The sequence below is a fragment of the Mycoplasma zalophidermidis genome (assembly GCF_024742155.1).
In the GTDB taxonomy this organism is placed as follows: Bacteria; Bacillota_I; Bacilli_A; order Mycoplasmatales; family Metamycoplasmataceae; genus Mycoplasmopsis; species Mycoplasmopsis zalophidermidis.
The window spans coordinates 195,040-219,963 of sequence record NZ_JANSFS010000001.1 but is presented as its reverse complement, the minus strand read 5'-3'; the positions used below and the strand labels follow the sequence as shown (position 1 = coordinate 219,963).

General features: G+C 29.0%; 14 protein-coding genes, 3 tRNA genes and 3 rRNA genes. 3 read left to right on the top strand and 17 right to left on the bottom strand.

Annotation, left to right across the window (positions count from 1 at the left end; all coding sequences use genetic code 4):
• Nucleotides 1–25: 25 nt before the first annotated feature.
• The 4 genes from NW238_RS00970 to NW238_RS00955 are packed head-to-tail and all read right to left on the bottom strand — an operon-like array spanning nucleotide 26 to nucleotide 4,576.
• On the bottom strand, nucleotides 26–1,576 hold the full coding sequence (locus NW238_RS00970; protein ID WP_216505714.1) for a type 2 periplasmic-binding domain-containing protein: 1,551 nt from the start codon (nucleotides 1,574–1,576) through the stop codon (nucleotides 26–28).
• Nucleotides 1,566–2,393 (bottom strand): ABC transporter permease, encoded by an 828-nt coding sequence (locus NW238_RS00965; protein WP_216505713.1) that lies wholly within the window; start codon nucleotides 2,391–2,393, stop codon nucleotides 1,566–1,568. Before NW238_RS00965 ends, NW238_RS00970 begins: the two co-directional genes overlap by 11 nt.
• Nucleotides 2,386–3,216, bottom strand: coding sequence for an ABC transporter permease (locus tag NW238_RS00960; protein WP_216505712.1), 831 nt, complete (start codon nucleotides 3,214–3,216; stop codon nucleotides 2,386–2,388). The genes NW238_RS00965 and NW238_RS00960 overlap by 8 nt, the downstream gene beginning before the upstream one ends.
• Nucleotides 3,206–4,576, bottom strand: coding sequence for an ABC transporter ATP-binding protein (locus NW238_RS00955; protein ID WP_216505711.1), 1,371 nt, complete (start codon nucleotides 4,574–4,576; stop codon nucleotides 3,206–3,208). The genes NW238_RS00960 and NW238_RS00955 overlap by 11 nt, the downstream gene beginning before the upstream one ends.
• Before the next feature lie 439 nt (nucleotides 4,577–5,015).
• Between NW238_RS00955 and NW238_RS00950 the strand changes: the two genes are divergently transcribed.
• From NW238_RS00950 to NW238_RS00940, 3 genes are read left to right on the top strand one after another with little or no spacing between them, the layout of a single operon-like run.
• Nucleotides 5,016–6,845: a M3 family oligoendopeptidase gene (locus NW238_RS00950; RefSeq protein ID WP_258451637.1), complete on the top strand. Its 1,830-nt coding sequence runs from the start codon at nucleotides 5,016–5,018 to the stop codon at nucleotides 6,843–6,845.
• A 36-nt stretch (nucleotides 6,846–6,881) separates the two neighbouring features.
• On the top strand, nucleotides 6,882–8,684 hold the full coding sequence (locus tag NW238_RS00945; RefSeq protein WP_216505709.1) for an ABC transporter ATP-binding protein: 1,803 nt from the start codon (nucleotides 6,882–6,884) through the stop codon (nucleotides 8,682–8,684).
• A 10-nt stretch (nucleotides 8,685–8,694) separates the two neighbouring features.
• On the top strand, nucleotides 8,695–10,506 hold the full coding sequence (locus NW238_RS00940) for an ABC transporter ATP-binding protein (RefSeq protein WP_216505708.1): 1,812 nt from the start codon (nucleotides 8,695–8,697) through the stop codon (nucleotides 10,504–10,506).
• Between the two features lie 1,394 nt (nucleotides 10,507–11,900).
• Here NW238_RS00940 and NW238_RS00935 read toward each other — a convergent pair.
• The 13 genes from NW238_RS00935 to rpsL all read right to left on the bottom strand — a co-directional run bounded on the left by NW238_RS00935 (nucleotide 11,901) and on the right by rpsL (nucleotide 24,546).
• Entirely contained in the window at nucleotides 11,901–12,731 is an 831-nt protein-coding gene (locus tag NW238_RS00935) for an HAD hydrolase family protein (protein ID WP_216505706.1), read from the bottom strand.
• Nucleotides 12,732–12,807: 76 nt separating this feature from the next.
• Nucleotides 12,808–12,913 (bottom strand): 5S ribosomal RNA (gene rrf, locus NW238_RS00930).
• 81 nt (nucleotides 12,914–12,994) lie between these two features.
• Nucleotides 12,995–18,058 carry a hypothetical protein gene (locus tag NW238_RS00925; RefSeq protein ID WP_258451636.1) on the bottom strand — a complete coding sequence of 1,688 codons (5,064 nt, stop codon included), beginning with the start codon at nucleotides 18,056–18,058 and terminating at the stop codon, nucleotides 12,995–12,997.
• Between the two features lie 185 nt (nucleotides 18,059–18,243).
• Nucleotides 18,244–18,939, bottom strand: a complete 696-nt coding sequence (locus tag NW238_RS00920; protein WP_258451635.1) for a pseudouridine synthase — start codon at nucleotides 18,937–18,939, stop codon at nucleotides 18,244–18,246.
• 32 nt (nucleotides 18,940–18,971) lie between these two features.
• A complete protein-coding gene (locus NW238_RS00915; protein ID WP_216505703.1) occupies nucleotides 18,972–19,565 on the bottom strand; it encodes a hypothetical protein in 594 nt (197 codons plus the stop codon).
• Nucleotides 19,566–19,618: 53 nt separating this feature from the next.
• A 5S ribosomal RNA gene (gene rrf, locus NW238_RS00910) occupies nucleotides 19,619–19,724 on the bottom strand.
• 745 nt (nucleotides 19,725–20,469) lie between these two features.
• Nucleotides 20,470–20,575, bottom strand: a 5S ribosomal RNA gene (gene rrf / locus NW238_RS00905).
• 111 nt (nucleotides 20,576–20,686) lie between these two features.
• Nucleotides 20,687–20,762: transfer RNA gene (locus NW238_RS00900), tRNA-Lys, on the bottom strand.
• 28 nt (nucleotides 20,763–20,790) lie between these two features.
• A tRNA-Leu gene (locus tag NW238_RS00895) sits at nucleotides 20,791–20,877 on the bottom strand.
• 482 nt (nucleotides 20,878–21,359) lie between these two features.
• Nucleotides 21,360–21,435: transfer RNA gene (locus tag NW238_RS00890), tRNA-Lys, on the bottom strand.
• A gap of 95 nt (nucleotides 21,436–21,530) precedes the next feature.
• Nucleotides 21,531–23,621 carry an elongation factor G gene (gene fusA / locus NW238_RS00885; protein ID WP_258451634.1) on the bottom strand — a complete coding sequence of 697 codons (2,091 nt, stop codon included), beginning with the start codon at nucleotides 23,619–23,621 and terminating at the stop codon, nucleotides 21,531–21,533.
• Nucleotides 23,622–23,630: 9 nt separating this feature from the next.
• On the bottom strand, nucleotides 23,631–24,101 hold the full coding sequence (rpsG, locus tag NW238_RS00880) for a 30S ribosomal protein S7 (protein ID WP_171111705.1): 471 nt from the start codon (nucleotides 24,099–24,101) through the stop codon (nucleotides 23,631–23,633).
• Between the two features lie 25 nt (nucleotides 24,102–24,126).
• Nucleotides 24,127–24,546 carry a 30S ribosomal protein S12 gene (rpsL, locus tag NW238_RS00875; RefSeq protein ID WP_171111703.1) on the bottom strand — a complete coding sequence of 140 codons (420 nt, stop codon included), beginning with the start codon at nucleotides 24,544–24,546 and terminating at the stop codon, nucleotides 24,127–24,129.
• Nucleotides 24,547–24,924 lie beyond the last annotated feature (378 nt).

Below are 24,924 nucleotides of genomic sequence, written 5' to 3'. Positions count from 1 at the left end.
AAACACTCAATGTGTTTGTTTTTGATTACTTCTTAGTTTTTTGGTTTCAGTAAGTTGTCAGATTAGTTTGTGTTTTTTGGTCCGTTGGAACAATAGCTTTATGTACAACATTGTATGAATATAATACTTTATTTGTTACTGGATCTTTAATATCGTAATTATCCTTAATTTCATACAATTGTTTAGCATAAAATTGTTCATATTCATCTAGGTCTGAAAACTTATTTTCCAGTGCGTAATTATATTGCGCTTTAAATGCAGGGGTATAAGAAACATAGTCAAAGTTTGTTCAAGCACTAAATTTTTCAACTGTTTCAGTTGGTAGTGTTGATCAATCAAGCTGATTTAAACCACCTAAAAAAGATTTCTTCGCCGTGTCAAGAAGCTGGTCGTAGGTTTTTTCGTCTACCAAATCACTTTGTGCTATCACTAAACCATCAACTAGTAATAAGTTTGATTTTGGTCTAATAAATCTAATTGTTCCATCGGCAACTGTTTCAATATTATCGGTTGAAAAATAAGCATCTGTTGCATCACCGTTATAGATAATTCCAGCTTGAATATTAGACTGGTCGTTAATTAAATTTGTTAAAAGCAACTGGCCATCACCTAACAACTGAACGTTAGAATCCGTTAAAGAATATCCAGTACCATCTTGAATTAATTTTGAAAAATTATCAATTAAATTTTTATATAAATCAGGAGCATCAACTGTGCTTGCATTACCTGAAATATTACTGTCAAAGTATTCTTTTTCATTATCATATTCGTAGGCAGAGCCATAAATCATATTATCTCTAACAGCATCAGTAATTTCTCAACGATTGTAACCATTAGCTTTTAAAGCTTTTAAAACATCAATAAATCTCGTTTCTTTTTTATCATTACTCTTATCTTTATTAAATCCGGAGCTGTATAATGAATTAAGAATTTTTTGGTCTGTTTCATAAAGTTTTTTACGACCTTCGGATGTTGATAGGTCGAAATTCCTTAAATTATTATTAACTTTTGTTGGATTATAAGCAACAACCATGTCCTGACTGAAATAAGGAATAAAATAATCGTACAAATGACGTTTTACTCCATCTTTTCAATCCTTACCGTTAAAATCAGTTTCCAATGTTTTATCATATGATGTCAAATGTTGCCAAACTTGGTCAGTATATAAACTTTTTTGGAATTCGCGATACTCATTACTTAATTTATATTGGTCAAAACTTTTATTTAAAGCTCACGTAGGAGTTTGATCAGCAAATAGTTTTAAATAATCAATTTCTTTTAATTTATTACGTCTGATTAACTGAACGGCTTGTGCATCCGAACCGATCCCACCTAAGGCTTTTTTTGTTAAAATTGCTTTCGTGAATTCATTTAGTGTTTCAAATTCTTTAAAATCATATTTTTCGCTAATAATCGCAACCGCATCATCTGACATGTACGATTTATAGTTGTAAAATGTAGGTTTAAATGGTTTTTTAAATTTATATGTTACACCAGCAATCATAACCGCGCCTACCGCCGATGCTGCTACACCCAAACTTATTTTTTTAATTAATGATATTGTCTTAGTTTTCATTGTTGCCTTTCGGTGCTATTTTTTTAAGTTTATTTTTGCGAACTTTATGTGCAATATAAATAGCATTTCCAATTAATGTTAAAGTAAGAACGGACGCTCCAACAACAAGACCCCAACCTCTGAAGTTACCTTCATAAAGTTTTGTACCTAACGTTGAAGTGTTGGTAGTTGTTTTTAAAATTATAAAATCATCAAATGAAAGAAAGGCGGCCACCAATCCAACAAAAATTATTGATGGAATCATGTAAATAAAATACGTTTTAAATCAAGCTTTAAATTTAGAATAACCTAAATCCTGACTCGCTTCAAAAAGAGAACGTTCAAATTTTTCACTTCTTGGATACATTAAACTAATGCCGTATGGCAACGCCATAACTGTATGACCAACAATCCCTCTTAATAAACCTTCTTTAGCTACAGATAGTGTTCCAAAAAAGAACGAGAATACAAGTACCAAACCAATTGCTGTGATGTTATCAGGGTTAATCAAAGGTATGTTGTTAACTGATTTAATTACTCTTTCGTAGTTTTTATTCTTTTGTCTTCATAATGCAAAAACAGTAACTAACGAAATCGAAATAACCAAAACTGCTGTAAAAATTGCAATAATTACCGAGTTAATTAACGCAACATCTCGACCACCATCAAAAAATGTTGTTCACGACTCGGCGCTAAATGTATTTCATTTTGATGATAAATAACCTTTATCACTAGGTTTGTTAAAACTAAAAATTGCTGCAAAACATAACGGGATATATGTTAATGCCAAAATTATATAAATATAACTTTTCTTTAGAAATTCAGTAAATTTAGACATGTTTACCTCTTTTCGCTAATTTAATAATTGCCCGTGGTAAGAAATTAATTATTCCATAGCAACCAATAAAAATTGCACTTACAACTAATACTAGTACTGAACCTGCAGATAATTCAAATGCGTTTGATGCATCTGAATATTGATTAATTAAGGATCCTACCGTTTGTAATTGAGCTGGGTTAGATAATAATTTATCGCTAATAACAAATGTTGTTGCAGAAGCTAGGAAAATTAAGCTTAGACCACTTAATATTGCTTTAAAACTATAAGGAATAACAACCTTAAATAGTGTTTTTATTTTGTTATAACCTAAATCTCCGCTCGCTTCTATAATATTTTTAGGCATATCTCGAAAAACTGAATAAAGAGGCATTATCATGTAAGGTAAGTTTAAATAAGTTAAAGCTAAAATCATAAATCATTCAGCGTTTAAAACATCTTCATCAAACATGCTTAAGAAAAATCCTCTAATTGCATAAATTTTTGCAATTGTAAAAATAATCATTGGTGAAAGAATTAAACTCATTGCGTATATTGGCAATATTTTGCTTCTTGATGTAGCAGTAAAATACGCATAAGGAAAACCAATTAGTAGGCAAAGAATTGCTGATATAACACCAATTTTTAAACTACGCCCAATAATTTTTCAAGTATTAAATTCTTTAACTAACTGCGCATTGTCAAAATTTTCTCTAGGAGTAAAAGCTTGGACAATGATTAAAATAACTGGCAAAATTATCAAAAATATTGCAATTGCTATATAAGGCAAAAGCATCAATAAGCGCTTATTTAAAGCTAATTTTGTACCTAATTTAGAATTCATCTTTTGAGTAATCTCACTTAGGATCTTTTGCCATGATATGAATTGAGTCAATTGTTCAACTAATTGAAACTTTTGCTCCTTGTTCAAATTTCTTTGCAGTTTCTACAAAAATATGGTAACCGTTTTTGAAAACTACTTTTAAATAGTAATAACTGCCACGATACGACATTTCTTCGATTTTGCCAATAATACCCGTTTTTTTCCTTGTTTCGTCAGCGTACATAATGTCAACGTCTTCTGGTCTAATTAAAACATCTACTTGTGAATTTGGTTCAAATTCATCTTCATCATGAACAGTTTTAAATGTTTTATCCATGAATGTTACTGTAGCATCTTTGTTGAATTTTGCACTATAAATATTTGAATCACCAACAAAGTTTGCAACTCATTTATTAACTGGATAGTCATAAATTTGCTTTGGAGTGTCATATTGTTCAATAACACCATCTCTCATGATTGCTATACGGTCTGATAGTTCTAATGCTTCATCTTGGTCGTGAGTTACAAAAATAAATGTAATTCCTAAGCTTTGTTGTAGACTTCTTAAAAGTTTTTGCATTTTTTCTCTAATTTTAGCGTCTAGTGCACTTAGCGGTTCATCTAAAAGCAAAATAGTTGGTTCAATAACTAATGATCTAGCAAGAGCAACACGTTGTTTCATACCACCAGATAGTTCATTAATTGCTTTAGTCTCTGAACCTTTTAGTCCAACTAGTTCAACAATTTTAGCAACTTCTGCATTCATTTCTTCTTTTGAAATTTTTCTTGTTAAGTATACTTTTTCGAAGTTTTCTTTTTTCATATCAACATAATTTTCTCAATATGAATAGTTGAAGTCTGAACGGTCTAATCATTTTCTTCTTCTTTTATAAGGAAGAGAGTTAGTTTTCAAATTTTGCATTTCTGATTCATATTTCTTTTGTAATGAATCTAGTTTAGCCATTTCTTGTTTAGCTTTTTTATCTCATACTTTAATTTTTTGTTCTAATAAAGTTTCGTGTTTTGGGTTAATGGTATCTTTAGGAATTCTTTTTAGAGACAAACCATATTTAATGTTACCTTCAACATTTAAATGCGGGAAAAGAGCGTAATCTTGGAAAATGGTTGATAAATCTCTTTTGTGCGGTGGTAAATCTTTAATATCTCTATCATTAAATTTGATTTCACCACGAGTCGCTCTTTCGAAACCAGCAATAAGTCTCAAAATCGTTGTTTTTCCTGAACCTGATGGTCCTAACAAGGTAACAAACTCACCTTTTTTAATTTTTAAGTTAATATTTTCTAAAACTACTTTGTCACCGAATTCTTTAACAACTTCTTTTAATTCAATAACATTTCGAGTGTTTTGTGTTTTATTCATAAATCCTCCTAAATAGTTATGTGTAAATACTAGTGAGCCAGGCAACTCAACTAGTAACTATTGGAAGCTAAATCAAACAAGTCTTCGAAATACTCGGCATGCGAAAAACTAAGTGAGGTGCAAAACTCACTTGAAAAATTCTGTAATATATACTTAGTACCTGTCTTAATTGAATCTTTCATAATATTGCTTATTATATATAACTTAATTTTTTTATAAATAAAAACATATTATTTTTTTTATGCTAATTCCATCAAAAATAAAATCTTATTTCGTTATTATTTTTAAATCTTTTTTTACTATTTCACTGATTATTCAATGTAGCTAATAAAAATAACATTTTAATGCACTGAACTATAATACACATTCCAGATACATTACCTAAATATTGTAATATAATGAATTATTATAAATAACATATTAATATTTAGAGGTAATTATGAAACAATACAAAAATTTAAAAGAAGTAGACAAAAAATATTGCTTTGACCTTGATAGTTTGCTAGAGGGAAAAACTATTGAACAACTATTTGAAAAATATACTGAATTAATGGAATATTTCATTGAAACTAAGGATTCGAAATACGACAATATAGAAGCTTTTATTGAAAATTTGAACAATCGTGAGGAGGTTGGAATATTAACCAACAAAATTCACAATTACATATCAAATAATTCAAATAGAGAGCTAACTAATAGTTATTTCACTGAATTGAGTAACAAATGAGATTTGATTAACCATGAAATTGCGCAAAAAATGGGTTCAGAAACTGTGAGATTCTATAAAAACATCGATAAAATAAAATTTTGAATCAACGACGAAAGACTTAAAGCACACAAAAAGTCTTTAGTTGAAATAATTGAAGAATATGAACATAAATTAGATGATTCAGTTGAAGAATATATTATTAAAAAAGAAAAATCTTCACCATCTTTTGAAGGAGTTTTTGACTTAATAACTGATGCTGAAATGGACTATGGATTCCCACTTGATTCTAAAGGAAAAAAACACAAATTAAGTCCTGCAGCGAGGCTACAATATTTAAAATCAAACGATTCGGTTTTAAGAAAAAATACTGCTATTAATTGACAAAACGCCTTATATAGACATAAAGATTCATTAGCCAATCTTCTATTCCAACAATTCAATACAATTGCAACAGAAGCTAAAATCAGAGGTTACAAAAATTCAGTTTATATGTTAACAAAGGAAGATAAAGTTGACGACGAATTATTACAATCGCTTTTTAAAAGGGTCAGCGGACTAAAGAATGTTATTTCTAAAAAGAACAAATGATTCAAAAAGTTTTATTCAGCTAAATTCAATGAAAAATTCCGCCCAAAATATGACTCATTTAGGGAATTAGTCAATGTTAAGTCCAACTACACAGTTGAAGAAATGAAACAAACTGTTTTTGAGGCATTAAAGCCTTTTGGAAAAGAATATTCATCTATGATTCAAAAAGCATACGACGAAAACTGAATCGATTTTATGACTATAGACAACAAAGTATCCGGAGCATATTCTATCGGTTCCACATATGGATTAGATAAAAAGTATATATTGATGAATTTTGATGGAGATTTAGGTTCTGTAGAAACATTAGCTCATGAATTGGGTCACTCAATGCATTCGTACTTCAGCGACAAAAATAATGATATAAACAATTCTGATTACCCTATATTTTTAGCTGAAATAGCCTCAATTTTCAATGAATTGATGCTATATGACCACTTATTAAAAACTTCTAAAAACGATTTATTTAAGTTCAAAATTATACAAAGTATGATTGATGGTTTTGTCGGAACCGTACACAGACAAACGCTGTGGGCTAATTACGAATATAATTTATATTCTGCAATTGAAAAAGGTGAAGTTGGTCCAAGTTATGAATCAATAGCAAAAATTTATTATGAAAATTCATTGAGATATTCAACAAAAAAACATAAATTTGACAAGAAGGATCAAATGGGTTCTGTTATAGTTCCTCATTATTACTACGGTTTTTATGTTTATAAATACGCAATCGGACAATTGGTAGCGAACTTTTTCTATACTAAATATAAAAATGATGGTGAAAAATTCCTGCAATCTTACATCAATAATTTTTTATCAGCAGGTGGAAGTGATTATCCATTAAATATATTAGCTAACATTGGTGTAGATTTAAAAAGTGAAGAGTTTTATCAAATAGGTTTCAAATACTTTGAAGAATTAGTTGAAGAATATATAAAACTAGGTAAAAAAATATTCAAAATTTCCGAATAAACACATATTACAATGTAATAAGACAAAGGAGGTTATATGATTAAAATGTTAAAAATGCTACCAAAAAAAATTAAATTCACATTTATTTCAGGGGCAATAATAGCTTTTGTTGCTGTTATTGTTAGTTTGCTTTTACCAAATTTTATATCTCAATTCATAAGATTAATTTTTGATGATAAAGAATTACAAACGATTGAATTATTGAGTGGAAAAATTACCTTGTTTAAAGATAAACCTCGAAATGAGGTTAGAGATTGATTAATAATAATGATTGCGATTCAAACCGCAATCACTGCACTATTAACATTTGCGTTTACGGCTATATTTGTATATGCTGCGGAACAATGCTCATATTTTTATAGAATGAAACTATATGACAAGATTAATAGTTTGAGTTTAAAAAACATTTCCGATTTAAAACCAGAATCGATTATGACGAAAATTTCAAATGATGTTGCTGTCTTTTGGGACTTTTTAGTTGTTGGTTTTAGTACGATGATTCGTGGTTTTATGATGATTGTAGGCGGGATAATTATGGCCTTTATGGTTAATACAACAATGGCTTTAGTTATCACACCCGTTATTCCTGGTCTACTTATTCTAATAACAATAATAGGTAAAATAACTAGTCCTCTAATTAAAAAAACGCAAAAAAATCTAGAGTATGTCACAAAAAATATCGATGAAAACATTAAGGGATCTCGCACTATAAAAACATACAATCTTGAAAATAAAAGAAGTAAACAATTCTCCGGTTCTAATGAAACATGATACAAATTAAGTGTTAAATTCAATTCAATAATTTCAATTCTTCACCCAGTGTTCTATACATTAATTAATTTTGTTGTAATTGGAATATTCATGGTAATAAGACACCAAACGCTAGAACATGTGGCGACAGCTACTGACTTAGTTAATATGAATATTTTTATTGAATACTTATGAACGATTGGTTTTGGAATTATCTTATTAACTGTATTTATTATTTTCGGTTTTAAAGCTAGGGTATCAGCTGGTAGATTAATGGAAATATTTAATGCCAAAGCAGATAAATTGTATGTTGAAAACGGAATTAGAATTTCTGATATTTCTAACAAAAATAATCTAAATTATGATTTAAATATTAAAAATTTAAATTTTAAATACTATCAAGATAATCCAAACTACGCCTTAACTGATATTAATCTAAACGTTCCGTTCAAATCTTCACTAGGAATTATTGGGTTATTCGCCTCAGGAAAATCAACTCTTGTATCGTTGCTATTGAATAATTATGTATACAACGAAGGATCTATAACTATTGGTGGTCACGAGGTTAACCAAATCAACACTAAACAATTATTAGACACTGTCGGCATAGTTTATCAGGACCCAATGCTATATTCAGGAACTATTAAATCAAATATGCTATGAGCCAAACCTGATGCAACTGACGAAGAAATAAATCTAGCCCTAAAAAATGCTTGTGCTTACGATTTTGTGTATAAATTTGATGATAATCTAAATCACCCAGTTACACAAGGCGCCACAAATCTTTCAGGCGGTCAAAAACAAAGAATTTCAATTGCTAGAACACTTTTACGTAAACCTAAGATTTTAATCCTAGACGATTCAACGAGTGCGCTAGACAACATTACAACTAAAACAGTAATTAATAATATTATTAAAAATTATGACTGTAGCACTATTCTAATTTCTCAGAAAATTGGGGCGTTAAAAAATTGCGATAAAATCGCTGTAATGGATTCGGGTCACATTATTGACCAAGGTAGCCACGAGCACTTAGTCAAAAATTGTCCCTTCTATAAACAAATTCATCAAAATCAATTGGAACAATAAAGGAGGTTAAATGAAATTAAAACGTAAACTTGGTTCAACCCTCGGCATTATTAAGTTAGTTAATAAATATTCTGGAAAATCGAGATGATTATTATATTTGGGATTTTTAACTACTTTGATTAATTCTATTGCTTATATTGCAGGTACCGTTATTACGGGTTTGATAGTTTCACATGTCTTTACACCCGAAGCATTCCAAAACCCGACAAAGTTCAATCATAACTACTTTAATTTAATGGTATCATTAATGAGTTTATCGTTCTTAACTTATGCAGTATTTAGATTTGTAGAATTTAGAATTTATATCATTTGTGGTTATGCTACTGCTAAAAATATGCGTAAAATTGCAATGGATAAATTACTTAAAATGCCTGTTTCTTATTATGATAAGAAAAAAACTGGAGACCTTATTTCCACTTTGGTTAACGACGTTAATAACATTTCAGTGTCTTTAAGTCAAATTTTAAACCAAGTGCTTTCAAATATAACTCACCTAGTAATCACGGCAATTATGATGTTTCTATATAGCTTCACAATTTCATTAATTACAGGTGTTATTACCGTGATATTATTCTCAGTTGCTGCTGTGATGATACATAAAGCACGCCCAAGAATTGAAGCGGTTTGAGATGGTTTTGGCGATTTAAACGCATTTGTTGAAGAAAGTGTTAAGAATATGAAAATTACCAAAACCTTTGGTCGTCAAAAAGAATCGACTGAAAAATTTAAAAAAATTGCTAATCACATCTATAAAAACGCATTAGTTGCTGACTTATATGGACAAATTGCTAACCCGTGATTTATCATGTCAACCAACATTGTCGTCTTAGCGTGTGCGGTCTTAGCATTAGTGTTCAAAAATTATAATCTGCCGCTGTGAGCATTGATGCCTCATCCAAACGGTCCTGATGCAGGATTTATAGTTGCTTATGTTGGTTTAGTCTTCAATATTACTGGCGCATTACAAACAATTACTAACACAATATTCGCTTCGCAAAATGGGATAGTTTCTTCCGAAAGAGTTAATCAATTAGTTAATTTAGAACCGCCTAAAGAATTATCAAATCAAGTTGATTTAACCAATGTCAAAGGTCACATTAAATTTGACCATGTTTGGTTTAGATACAACACCTCTAAAGATGAATGGCATCTAAAAGACGCGTCCTTCCAAGCATTACCTGGCCAAAGTATAGCTTTGGTTGGTGCAACCGGTGCTGGGAAAACTACTGTTATCAACTTATTAAGTAAATTTTATGATTACGAAAAAGGTTCAATTACAATTGACGGCATCGAATTAAAAAATATTACAAAAACCAGCCTAACAAACGCCATGGCTGTTGTCTTACAAGATTCATTTATGTTTAAGGATAGTGTTTACAACAATATTTTAATTGGCAACAAAGACGCTTCCCAACAACAAGTCTACGATGCCTCTGATATTGTCTCGGCCCACCAAACTATTTTACGTCTTGAAAAAGGTTACGATACTCAATTACAAGATAACGATATGTTGCTTTCTAAAGGCGAAAAACAACTGCTAGCCATTGCAAGGGCAGTACTAGGCGATAAAAAAATATTAATTTTGGATGAAGCCACATCAAATATTGACTCTAACACTGAAAAAATAATTCAGGATGCTTTATCTAATACTATTATGAAAAATAAAACAAGCATTGTAATTGCGCACCGTTTAAGCACAATTAAAAATGCTGACTTGATTCTTTATGTTGAAGATGGCTACATTGTAGAACAAGGTACACACGAACAATTACTTGCTCAACAGGGAAAATACGCCTCGTTATATAAATCACAATTCGCTTAATATAACACACAAAATTTAACACTTGAAAAAGTGTTATTTTTATTGAATAATATTTAATTAAAATAATTTGCCTAATAACACTCAATATTAATTGAATAAGTTATTTATTCACCTATTCTCAGGATTTAAATGAATAATATATAGTAGTAATGCAAATATTATCATGAAAGACAATTTAGGATAAAAAATGGATACATATTTAATTTTAGAAATATCAATGTTTACTATATACGGATTAATACCTTCTTTTTTTATAATATTCAATTCACTCGCACTTATTCATATACATAAAAATATTTATCTAAAATCATGAAAAATAACTCAATAGTTTTTCTTTGCTTGTTCACGATTTGATTTAACTTATTCCTTTTATTATTCATAACAAGCTTGACTTATACAATACAAAAATTCTCAATTGATAGTAGTGACAAAATATGGCCAATTGGAATTTACAATTGATTAGAAAAATTCGATGTTTTTTGAATGCTTGTAAATGTTTATAGTTTTGCTAGGTTCCTAGTAACTAGTGCATTATTAGTTTTGAATATTATGTTTTAGCGAAATTAAAAAATAACACTAGTGCAAGTGTTATTTTTTGACACCTAAACTGTATGTTTATTAAAAGATGAAAATGTACACAAAATTGATAATTTTCTTCTGGTCAAGCCACTTATTTTAGCAATACATAACATATAATTTAACTTGATTATTCATTATTATTGATTACATCAATCTATTAACAAAGAAAAAAACTAGATACACCGGTTGTTCCAGATAAACCAGTCAAGCCGAGCGAAAAAACTGACTTTTCGAATAAAACAGCCATATTTCCACCTAAAGAATTTATTAAAATAAAACATTTTGATGAATTAACTGCTAACGATTTAGGTCAATCTAATTTTAGAGTAATCTACTAGATAAGTAGACATTAAGATTTTGTTGCTGAAAAGGAAGTAAACACAAACAAAATTACAATTACTTATAAATTAAGTAATTGTAAAGAAACCATAAATGTCAAAACCGCAGAAGTTAGAGTCGTTCAATTCAAAAAAAGAATTACCGAAGAAAAACAAACAATCAAAATCAAAGAAATAAAAAAGAATTAGCTAAAATCAATGTTACTTTTGAATTAAATGCGTGCAAAAGAAAAAAACTTTTGATATCCCTTGTTACTGATTTCAAATAATTAACTAGAACAGATTTAAATTTCAATAGATTCAGATAAAAAAGAATTGTTTATAAATGATTCGCCTAGTCTTGTAAATTAAATATCAAGCGCAACGTAAATGTGCTTGATATTTTTATTATTTTATATAATATTAGAAATAATTCATCAAGAACAAAATTTGTCTAATTAGTTGTAAATAAACTATAATAAAACAATAGGCATAAGCCTATTTTTGTTTTCTTTTATGATGAATAAAATATTTATATAATCCACCATTTTTATGTTTTGGAGCCACTTCATCAGCCAGAGCTTTCAATTGACTAGTTGCATTACCCATAGCTACCAATTTTCCAACGTAACCTTTAAGACATGCATCGGACATTGAATCTCCAATATGCACAGCATCAGATAAATCAATTCCCTTTAATTTACAGTACTCTACTGTTGCAATAGCTTTGTTAGTTGATATGTCTGTTATTTCAACAATAAAGTTTCGGTTAGCAGCATAAGCATTAACTTGATCCGGGTAAAGTTCTTGAATTTCTTTTATGATGCGTTTCGTTTTAAAAAAACTTTTCAAAACAAACGCAATTTTAGTGATATTTCTATGTTTGCTAATGTCAAAATCTTTATTAATTGATATTGTATTCATTCATTTTTTAAAAAACAAATTGCCTAAACAATGTTGAAGTTTGTTTTGCACATATAAGTGTTCCCCGTTTGAATCATAAACAACAAAAACGACTTTGCGCTTAGTAGCGTAATTGACAATATTATTAACAGCTTTATCTCTAATATTGATATAAGTAGCTAATTTACGGTCAATATAAACTTCTGCACCTGAGGAACAAATAATATCATCAATTGACAATTGTTTCATTGCTTGTTGAACTCGCATATCTGTATAAGAACGACCAGTTGAAAAAACAACATTAGCAAAATTCTGCATAATTAAAATAGCGCTTTGATTGCGATAAGAGATTCTCGTAATGCCATGTTGGTCAAATAATGTTCCATCAAGGTCAATGAAATATGTAGGTTTACTTGTGTTTTTCATTCTATCTATTATAAATTATTATAAACAAATGCAAAATAATGGAGCAACTATCAATTTAGCTAAAAAAGCATAAAAAAAATAGCAGCTCCCTATTTTCCCATCTCTGGTATCGTCGGCACTACAAGGCTTAACTACTGAGTTCGGAATGGTATCAGGTGATCCCTTGCGCTATAACCACTATTAATATAGTACTATTTTTTATAATATTTCAAAATATTTTTTTGTTTTTTTAATATCTGAATTTTAGAAAACAAATCATAATATTACTTATTTTTTTTCTTACACTTTTTAGTAATCAAAATAGTAATGATAATTAAAACTCCTAAAACTGGTATAAATATCAAATATAAATAATTCTTATTAAAATTATTTTTTATTTTTTTGTTTAGTTTATCGTCATTATTTATACGATACTCGGAATGACTGATTTGTTTATTGGAATTTTTAATCTGTTTTGCTGGTATTTGCTTAATTTCTTTTAAATTATTATTTGTGCTATTTCTGATAGAGTTATCAATTATTTTTTTTGTTTTTATGGCGCTGTAGGCCTTTAAAGGTATTTTTGCCTCAATTTTGTTTTTATTGACATCATTCTCATGTTTGGTTTGAACTATTGAATTGGTTTTATCATTTGAATTGTTTTCGTCAATAACATCTATAATCTTATTCGCATTATTATTAACCCTTATATTCGAAATTAAATAATTTTTTTGCTCTGTTAAATTTTTATATGAAGCATCATAAAAAATATTAATACTTTTGTTTTCAATGTTTTTATTAATTGATTTAATTGAAATATTTAATTCTTTACCATTTATTATATTTATATCTCCAATATTTATATCTTTTAATAATAATTCGGATGGAACCTCAAACTTCACTCTCGATAATAAATCGCTAAACTTATTTGATATAAACATATCACCGGCTTTTGATATGTCTTGAAATGAATTAAGCGACCTTTTTTTAATTTCGTCTATCGGCGTTGAATCTAAATTAATATTACTTAAAATTAATTTATAAGTTTTCATTTCTTTGATAAATAAACTCACATTAGCAACAAATTCATCAAAAGCATAGCGATTGACAAGATTCAAATAACCATTAATTTTGTTAATCAATTCTGCTGCGTCATTGAGATTTTTATTACGTACTTTTGTTTCTATATCAATTTTATTTGAAATTGATTTTTCAATAGTTTTATTAATGGAGTCGATTGCATTATCGTATCATAATAAATTATTAATATCTACATTACTATATTTTTTTATAGCTAAATTCAACTCATTAATTATTGCTGAGTAAATCGGTTTATCCATAGATTTAATGAGTTCGTTAGCTTTGGCTATTTCATCATTTAATGCTTGTTTTTTAGTCGAAACCTCTTTTAAGTAATTAAACTTATTGATATTAATAAAATCGTTTATTAATTGTGATTTCGAAACAGTAAAATCGTTGGACTTAATAATATAATCAATAGATAATGTACCATTAACATCGTCAGGTGTAAGACTTAAATTAGTAACTATAAAACTTTCATTGTTATTCAATTTAATTAAATCATCACTTCTTATTTTACTTGGAAGTTGATTATGTTTATTTTCGGGAATTCCAAAAGAGAATTCTTGAACAAAATTATTGAATACTTTATTTTTTTCTTTGTAGGTATTAACCAATTCATCAATTATTAATATATATTGATTTATTAACTTATTTAGCTCAGAAGTTGCTTGAACAATATCTTGTAAACTGGCACTTAATTCAATTTTGTTATTCCTTACTTTTTCAATGATTTCTTTAAATGTTTGATTTAGAATGTTTCCCGGATTCTCGTGTTTTGTTAAACTTGAAAATTCATCAAGAGTAAGTAAATAATTATTAAACACTTTTTCTTTTTGTTTTTCATTTTTAAATTTTTTAGAACTTTCAATTAAATCAATAATTGAAAGTCTAAATTTTGTAATTTCATCGTTCAGTAATTCAGGATCGGTGGAATTTATTATTGAATTATTTAAAGAATCAAATTTTTCTTTAAATTCGGTTTTACTTTTTTCATAATTACTGATATATTCACTTTGACTATATATGTTTTCGTGTTGTTTGATTAATCTTTTTGCGATATTAATAGAATCTAATAAGCCTAAGTAATTGTTTTTAATCTGAGTATATGATTCTTTCGATAATGACCCTTTAAGTTCATTGATAACCTTTTTAAACTGAGTTTTTGAAAAACTTTTAAATGTTTTTTCGTCGCTTAATGGTCTATTAACATCTGCTTCTAAATCAAAATTTGTTTTTAATTCCTTGAATTCCTTGAATTTTCTTACTAAGGATAGGTTCTTTTTGAAAATTTGTTTTTCAAATTCGTACAATTTTGATGATTTTGTAATCAAATTGTTAAAATCCATGAACATTGTATCAATATTGAAAATATTGTTATATTTACTTAATTTTTTGATGTAATCATCAATTTTGTCAGATTCTATAAAATGTGTCATTTCAGAATTAATTGTTGATAGCAAGTTTTTAAGTTCTTTTTGTTCAGTTGAATCCAAATACCCAAAACCTTTAATAGTATCAAGGTTATTAAATTTGTCTTTTTGAATAGTTAACTCATTCATTTTATAATCTAGAGTTTGAAAATTCAAAAAAATGCTTTTAATTTCTTTTTCATTTAAAGTATCAGAAATTTGACGCAATAACTCTCTTGATTGGTGTAAATTCAAATTTTTTAATGATTTTATTTTTTTGGCATAATCAACCAAAATTAATGAGTTAATTTCTTTATTAATTTCCTTAGTACTTAAATCAGTATAAATTTCTAAAGAATCTAATTTTTCTTTCAAAATTTTTCTGTGGCCGGCAATAATTGATTGGGAATCGTTGAAAGTATTTAAAACTTTATTATAAATTTTTGTTGAATTAGAAATAGACAACTCGATTTCATTTAAAGCCGATATTTTTTCCTTTATGAATTGTGAATTCAATACCTTTAGATTATTATCATTTATCACATTATTAGTTTCCTCAATGAGTTTCGAATAAGATCTTTTATCGGGTGAGTTTAAGTTAAAATAATTTTTCTTCTTAAAATTATCAGAATCTCTAATTAGTTTTTTTAGCAAATTTAATTGGATTTTAAAAGATTCAGATTGATTAATAATTAAATCCGGGTTGAAAGAATCGTCAATAATTTTTTCCTTTATCTCATTCATAAAATGAGGCAGAAGAACTTCATTTTCACCTTTAAAATATTGATTATACACGGATAAAGTTTTATTTATTTTTTTTACTTGTGATATTAATGAACTTAAATAGTTATACATCTGATTGCTCAAGTTTCTAGCTAAAATCATTGTATTATTTGAATTATCATTACTTATTAATTCATTAAATATTTTATTTGGCTTCTCTATTCCATTGGTTAACTTCTCTATTCAATATGATTTTGCAAAATTATAATCCTGATAATTATTTTCAAAGTCTGATTTTATTTTTAATAAATTCAATGATTCAAAGTCATTTATGATTGCTGGTAAATATTTACTTATTCATCTATATTTTTTTAATTTATTCGAAAAATCAACCAGTTGACTAGATGTAATCACTTTATCATTTTCGGTATCAAAAATATTCTTCAATTTCGTTCTAATTTCATTCGTAAAGTTTCTTATTTTGCTTGCATTTTGTTCATTAAATATTGAACTTAAATTATCTATTTTAAGTTCAATTTGGCTATCAGAAAAATTGGCCAAATCATCAATAAGTATTTCCATTAGTTTAGATATTGAATGTCATTTAGAATTAATATCATCAAATTCTAATCTCGCATTAGTTTGTGTTCTTTTTAAACTTTGAATTTTTTTTATGAATTTTTCATCAATATAATTGTAGATTTGAGGATATTCTTGTTCATAATATCTCTGAATAGATTTAATTTCGGCAACTAAATCTAGTTTTTCATGTAATAAATCATCTCTTAAAATTTTAATTGATAACTCATTTTCGTTATATTTTTTCGGATTATATCAACCATCATTTGGAGTTAATTTATATGTAACAATTTTTAATTTGTTGGCTAAATTAAAATGAAAGTTAGAACCTAAATCAATAATCAATTCATTTGAATTGAATTCTTTTGGAACAGTTATTTTTTTAATTGTGTGCTCATCGACTATTATCTCAAATATTGCGTTTTTATAGCAAGATGGATTATCTGATGTATCTATTATAATTTTATTATCGCCTTCAAAAACACTTTTAGCTGAAATTTTATTCATCAAAGGGCCTAATCCACCATTATTTATATAATCATCTTTATAATTAAAATTTGTACGATATACCGACTGAATTAATGCAGGACCTGGATAGTCCATATAAACAATACCAAGGGTACCTAAGTCATTATGTTTATTTAATCACTTATTGACGGCAGGATTGACTTGTTGAGAAGATGAAAATGGTCTTCATCCACTCGCCATAGACATAAAATTTACATGTAATGTTGCATCTAGATTACTACGTTTGTTTGCATTTTCCATCGCTTGGGTAATATATTTAACTTTTTCGTCTATAGAATTTATACCATTATAATTATCTTGAATAGTTTGTTCAGAGGCAATAAATTTATACATAAATCCACCTCTTGGATTAGTATTAACTTTATGATGCCAATGGTTCAATATTACGATTTTACCTCTAAATTTATCAACATTAAACCCTTCTTTTGAAAGTTCTCAAAACGATTTACCATCTGGATTGTATAAATACTTCTTAAATTCATCAAGAACATCATTATAAATTTTATTTGCGCCCTGTGCTTGTCATTGTTTATCCACATTGAAGTATTCGTCTTTTACTCTGGCTACAATAAATTCAGTTGGATGTTTATCTAAAAAACTGGCAAAGTCACGAATTGCATCTCTAAATACTTGATTTGAATTAACTGGACCATGAACCAATTTTCCATCATTTTGCATTCTTAAATCAAACGCACGAATTCCGATTTTTAATTGGTCATGGAAATTGTAATATTGAGTCAATGCATATTGTCAACCAAAAGCATATGAAATACCGTATCCATTGTACATCGATGAGTCATGCGTACCCGGAATACTTAAAGAAAAAAAGCTTTTATTATCAGGTATTTGCGACATTCAATCACTTGCTTGTACATTGTTAATATCATTAACTACGCCTCTATCAGCAACGTAGGTTAGGTTACTATTTTTGTGTAAGTTTTTATCTATTGAGTCATTTATATTCATAGCAACACCGGCAATAGAAGCAATCAGTATTGGACTAATCAGTAACAGTCTTTTTTTCATAACACCTCCTGAATTCAAGCTGAAGAACAATTTTATTCTTTTTTGGAAAGAAAAAAATAACAAGGAATATCCTTGAACTAAATCATTATACAACTACTAATCATAAAATATACAATTAATTTTCCAAATAAATAGAAAAACAAATTGAAGCGGTCAATTGAAACAAAATTATCCCTAAATGTTTGTTAAATTATCTTTAAGAGTGTTTTCTGATGATTATTCAGTTCAATTAAAGAGCCCAATTTTAAATTATTTGGTAGTTCTAAATCACCAAATTTGATTCTTTTTAAATAAATAACATTGAAACCAAAATAACTCATCATTTGTTTTACCTGATGATATTTTCCTTCATAAATAGTCAGTTCGCATTGTCTGTTATTTAAAAACTTAAAATCATATTCCGTTACCTCATAACCATCAATTTTTATAGAATCAGAATGCTTACGTATTTTTTCATCAAAATCTTTATCAATTTCAAGAAAGTATGTTTTAGGAATGTGATTTTGTGGCTTTAATATCCAATTAGTTCACTTACCGTCATCGGTTATTATTAATAATCCCTCAGTATCTTTATCCAGTCTTCCAACACTGAAATATTGTGTAGGCTTTAAATCAAACAAATCAAAAATTGTTTTTGCTCTAAAATCGCTGTTGGCACACAAATACCCCGAAGGTTTATTAAACATATAATAGTGATATTTCTCGTATTTAATTTCATTATCACAAACCTTAATGATATCTTTAACGGGGTCAACTTTAACTATTTTATTTATAATTTTACCGTTTACGGTTATCATCCCTTTTTTTAATAATCTGACAATATCTTTGCGAGAATATTGTGTGGAATGACAAATAAATTTTTCTAACCTAATTTTGTTCATACTTACCTCACATGAATTTTGATGCTCTCAATTTATGAATTGTTCTCCATGGTGCTCTTATTTATAAAATTTAAAACTTTGACATAGTCTTTACGGTCAAAAGCTAAATACAATTCATTAATTGAATGATTCAAATAATTTATTAATTCTCCAGGAAGTTTATTCTCCGGAAATTTTTCGATTAATGATAAATGTTCGCTATTGCTTCAAATCACTTGATTATTTTGATTGATGTCAAATGGTATTTGAGTTTTAGCAAGAATTCCACCATTATTTAAGGAAAAGAATTTAGTGTTTTCTCCACCAACATATACCAGGAATTTTTTCTCAAAGAATTTTTTGTTAAAAATACTTGAAATTTTTAATACATTAATATTATCTGCTCAATCAGATTCAAGAGATTCAGTTTGAATAAATTTATCATAAATATAGTAATTATTAAAAACTTGGGTAGCACTTAAATCATTTTCAATGAGAATTAATTGATTATTATTTGAAGATAATTTTAAAAAGTCAATATAAGTATAGGTTTTTATCTCGTTGCGAATTGTTTCTGACTTTTGACATGAAACTGTCGACATAACTGACGGTGCAACAATACTAGTAGCTAATAAAATTTTCTTCACATTACCTCCAAAACTACTATTTAATTATACATATCTCAAAAAAAGCATAAAAAAAATAGCAGCTCCCTATTTTCCCATCTCTGGTATCGTCGGCACTACAAGGCTTAACTACTGAGTTCGGAATGGTATCAGGTGATCCCTTGCGCTACAACCACTGATATTATTTTATAATAAAATTTTAAAATACCAAATAAATTTTGCTTTTTTTGTGCAATTAATATACATCTAAATATTAATTTTCCACTAAATTAAATCAGGATGAAAAAACACAATTTTTAGACTGTATTGAGATGCCAGATGTTAAAGAAATATCGGCAGACGCCTTCTAGAAAACCATATTTCTTGCGAAATTAACTAAAGCCAACTCAGGAATTACACCATTATGAATGATATGATGATTTCTGATGAATAAGCTAAAGGTATAATTACTTTACTTGAGGAAATAAAAATTATTCCAGATTTACATTTTGATTTAACGATAACTTGACACATATTGTTATACATATATTTCACGCTTTCCATAATTGTTTGAACTTAGCTAGCGTTGTGAGCCAAAAGCAACTAAGATTGGTGATCCACCCATTTAAAAATATTGGGTCCCTTATTGAATATTGAATTACCATAAGAAATCGAGATAGGTAAAAAAGTTTTTAGTAAATAAAAACATTAGCAAAAATAACTGCTCATTATAGTTTAGGGAATTTATTAATTAATCCCAAACTTGAAAAAAAGATTAATTTCGAATCACGACTATTCGTTTTTCATTGGTTAGACTGCCCTCGTGGCGCTATTTGTGTATAAAAAAGGTAGCAAAATTTAGGTTGAATCTTTTTTTAAATCAACATTAATTTGACTAAGGTACATACTATTTTTTAAACTCTTGAATTTTCAAAAAAGCATAAAAAAATAGCAGCTCCCTATTTTCCCATCTCTGGTATCGTCGGCACTACAAGGCTTAACTACTGAGTTCGGAATGGTATCAGGTGATCCCTTGCGCTATAACCACTGATATTATTTTATAATAAAATTTTAAAATACCAAATAAATTTATCATTTTTTACATATAAATCTATCGGTAAAAAAAATAAGCCAACGGCTTATTAATGGTCAATTTCTTGACATGGTACGCCCTAGGGGATTCGAACCTCTGACCCAATGGTTAAAAGCCATTTGCTCTACCTGCTGAGCTAAGGGCGCATCTTCTTATGGAGACCTTTCGGTCATCTGGTACCCAGAACTGGACTTGAACCAGCACGGTGTTACCACCGAGGGATTTTAAGTCCCTTGCGTCTACCTATTCCGCCACCTGGGCAATTTCATTTGAAAATTGCTATTTAATTATAAGACATTTTATAAATGAACAAAATATTTTTTAATTTTTTTTATTTGTTAATATCAACAGAAATTAACTAAATTATTTTAACATATTTTATGATCAAAATAAAATAAATTAAGGTTTTAAGATCAAATATTTTATGATAAAAAAATATTTATTTTCTTTGAATTATTTTTTTTCATGCTAGAATGTATATCGTAACTTACGTTACAATAAAAGTGTTAAACCTTTTCATATCTTAATTTATTTTTTATACATCCTAACAACCGAAATCATAATATGGTTGTTTTTTTATATCTTTTTGACTGATACAACTATAAATAACACGTATAGGAAATTTTAGGTTATTCTAGATTTTGAATATTATGGTGATGTATATTTGTAAAAAAATGACTAATAATATAAAAAAATAAAAATAAGCCACCGGTTGGCTTATTTTTGCGATCAATTTCTTGATTTGGTACGCCCTAGAGGGTTCGAACCTCTGACCCAATGGTTAAGAGCCATTTGCTCTACCGGCTGAGCTAAGAGCGCATGTAATATTGCATATTAATTTTAGTACTTTTTTTGTAACTCGTAAACTTTTTTAATAAAAATATAAAAAATAAGGCCACGCCTTATTTTTTGAATTAATCTTCATCGTTGTTTTGAATATTACGTGTTTTAATAACTTGATCAGCAATATTTTTTGGACATTTTTCGTAGTGATCGAATTGCATTTGATAGTTTCCACGACCAGCAGTCATACTACGCAAGTCAGTCGCATATCCAAACATTTCTTTTAAAGGAACATGAGCTCGAATAATGTGAGCACCGTCATTACGTGTTTCATTATCAACGATTTGTCCTCTACGACGTGTTAAATCTCCCATAACATCACCGAAGTAATCTTCAGGAATAACAACAGCAACGTCCATAATTGGTTCTAATAATACTGTTCCTAATTGATCTTTAGCTTTAGTTAGAGCTTTAGAAGCAGCGATTTTGTAAGCCATTTCAGATGAGTCAACATCGTGGTATGAACCATCAAATAAAGTGGCTTTAATATCAATCATTGGGTAACCAGCTAAAATACCACTAGCCATTTTATCTTCAAGTCCCTTTTGAATTGACTTGATGTATTCTTTAGGAATTTTACCGCCGACAATTTTGTCAACAAATTCAAATCCTTGGTCTTTGTTAGGTTCGAATTTAATTCAAACGTGACCATATTGTCCTTTACCACCTGATTGTTTAATGTGTTTACCTTCAACTTCTGCATCTTTAGTAATTGTTTCACGATATGAAACTTGTGGAGCACCAACTTTAGCTTTAACACCATGTTCACGTTTTAAACGGTCAACAATAATGTCAAGGTGCAATTCACCCATTCCGGCAATAATTGTTTGTCCTGTTTCTTCGTCGGTGTAAGTTCTAAATGTCGGGTCTTCAGCAGCTAATTTTTGAAGACCAAGCGCTAATTTTTCCATAGCATCTTTCGTTTCGGGTTCAAGTGCTTGAGAAATAACTGGTTCTGGGAAAATCATTCTTTCAAGAATGATTTTTGGCGACTTTTCAGCAACTAGTGTATCACCTGTTGTTGTTGCCTTAAGACCAACTAAAGCGTTGATATCTCCGGCATAACATTCATCAATTTCTTCACGTGAGTTAGCGTGCATTTTGATGATACGTCCAATACGTTCTTTAACATCTTTGGTTGTATTGTAAACATATGAACCTTTTTTTAATACACCGGCATATGTACGGAAGAAAGTTAACGATCCAACGAATGGGTCTGTCATAACTTTAAAAGCTAGCGCCACGAAATCATGGTCATCGGTAGCAGGAACTGAAATTTCTTCTTCCCCTAGGTAACCTTTAATAGCAGGTATATCTAATGGAGACGGTAAATAGTCAACTGCTGCTTGAATCATTAATTTAACACCTTTATTTTTAAAACTTGTTCCACAAACACATGGGAAGAAAGTAGATGTTAATGTAGCTTTACGAATCATTGATTTAATTTCTTCAACTGATGGTTCAACACCTTCTAAAAGTTTCATCATAAATTCGTCATCATAAGTTGAAAGAGCATCAATAAGCATCGCTCTTCTTTCTTTAGCAACATCTAATAAATCGGCTGGAATTTCAGTGATTTCCGGATTTTCTTCTGGAGAACCATCATAGATGTATGCTTTCATTTCAACAAGATCTATAATACCTTTAAAGTATGATTCGGCACCAATAGGTACTTGAATTGCAACTGCATTCCCGTTTAATCTTGTTTTAACCGAGTTAACTGACATGAAAAAGTCAGCACCTAATTTATCCATTTTGTTTACGTAAACAATTCTTGGAACTTTGTAGTTTGTAGCTTGTCTTCAAACTGTTTCTGTTTGAGGTTCAACACCGCTTTGCGCATCGAGAACTGTAACAGCACCATCAAGTACACGTAGTGAACGTTCAACTTCAACTGTAAAGTCAACGTGTCCTGGTGTGTCAATGATGTTAATTCTCGTGCCTTTTCAAAAGGCTGTAGTTGCGGCTGATGTAATTGTGATTCCACGTTCTTGTTCTTGGGCCATTCAGTCCATTTGTGAAGCACCATCGTGTGTTTCACCTAATTTGTGAATTTTACCTGTGTGTAGCAAAATTCTTTCGGTTGTTGTAGTTTTCCCTGCATCAATGTGGGCCATAATACCGATATTACGGTAGTTTTCTAATTTATATTCTCTTGCCATAATATCTTATTATCATCTAAAGTGAGCAAAAGCACGGTTGGCTTCGGCCATCTTGTGTGTGTCTTCACGTTTTTTGATTGCTCCACCGGTTTTGTTTGATGCATCAATGATTTCGTTAGCTAAACGTAAATCCATTGTTTTTTCGTTTCTTAGACGTGAATATTGTACTAGTCATCTTAATGATAATGTTTGTTTTCTACGTGCAGAAACTTCGGTTGGAACTTGATAGTTTGTACCACCAATTCTTCTTGTTCTGATTTCTAGTTGAGGTGTGATGTTTTCAATTGCCAATTGGAATACTTCCATTGGTTCTTTGTTAGTTTTTTCTTTAATAATGTTAAAGGCTGAGTATAGAATATCTTGCGCTACGGATTTTTTACCATCTAGCATAATTGAGTTAATTAATTTAGTAACTAGAACTGAATTAAAAATTGGGTCAGCAAGTACTTCTCTAACTGGAGCTTTGTGTTTTCTTGACATAATTTTCTCTCTTTCTTTCTAAGTATTAGTTACTTGATTTTTCTCTCTTGGTTCCGTATAGACTTCTACCTTGTTTACGGTTGTTTACTCCCGCCAAGTCTTGTGTACCTCTAACGATGTGATATCTAACACCAGGTAGGTCTTTAACTCTACCACCTCTGATTAGAACAACTGAGTGTTCTTGTAGGTTATGTCCTTCACCACCGATGTAGGCAGTAACTTCCATACCATTTGATAATTTAACACGGGCATATTTACGCATAGCCGAGTTGGGTTTTTTAGGAGTCATAGTTGCAACACGAGTACATACACCACGTTTAAAAGGTGCAGATTCTTTACGACTTGTTTTTGTAAGTGTATTGAAACTTAAGTTTAATGCAGGCGCATTTTGCTTACGTACTTTTTGCACTCTACCACTACTAACTAATTGATTTGTTGTAGGCATTTTATTTTTCCTTTCTTTATAATAAATATATTAATGTCCAATATTGCCATTTTATAATAGCGGACTTATTATACAACAACCCATCCGTGCGTATCAATAAAAATTATTTTTTTTATTTCTAACTATAAAACAACGGATTTATATAATAAAATATGGTATATATCCCCTCGGTGTATGTAAATCTTCAAAAAATATCAAAATAATTTTATACCCTTATCGTAAGTAAGTAAGATGGTATAAAATAAATATGTAAATTAGGAAGGTTTTTAATGTCTAAATCATACAATTGTAAGGATTTTAAAGAGATTTTGGGACTAATAAAAAGTGTTTAGATTATATCTACGATTTAAAATACAAAGATCTAAATCATTGCTTAAA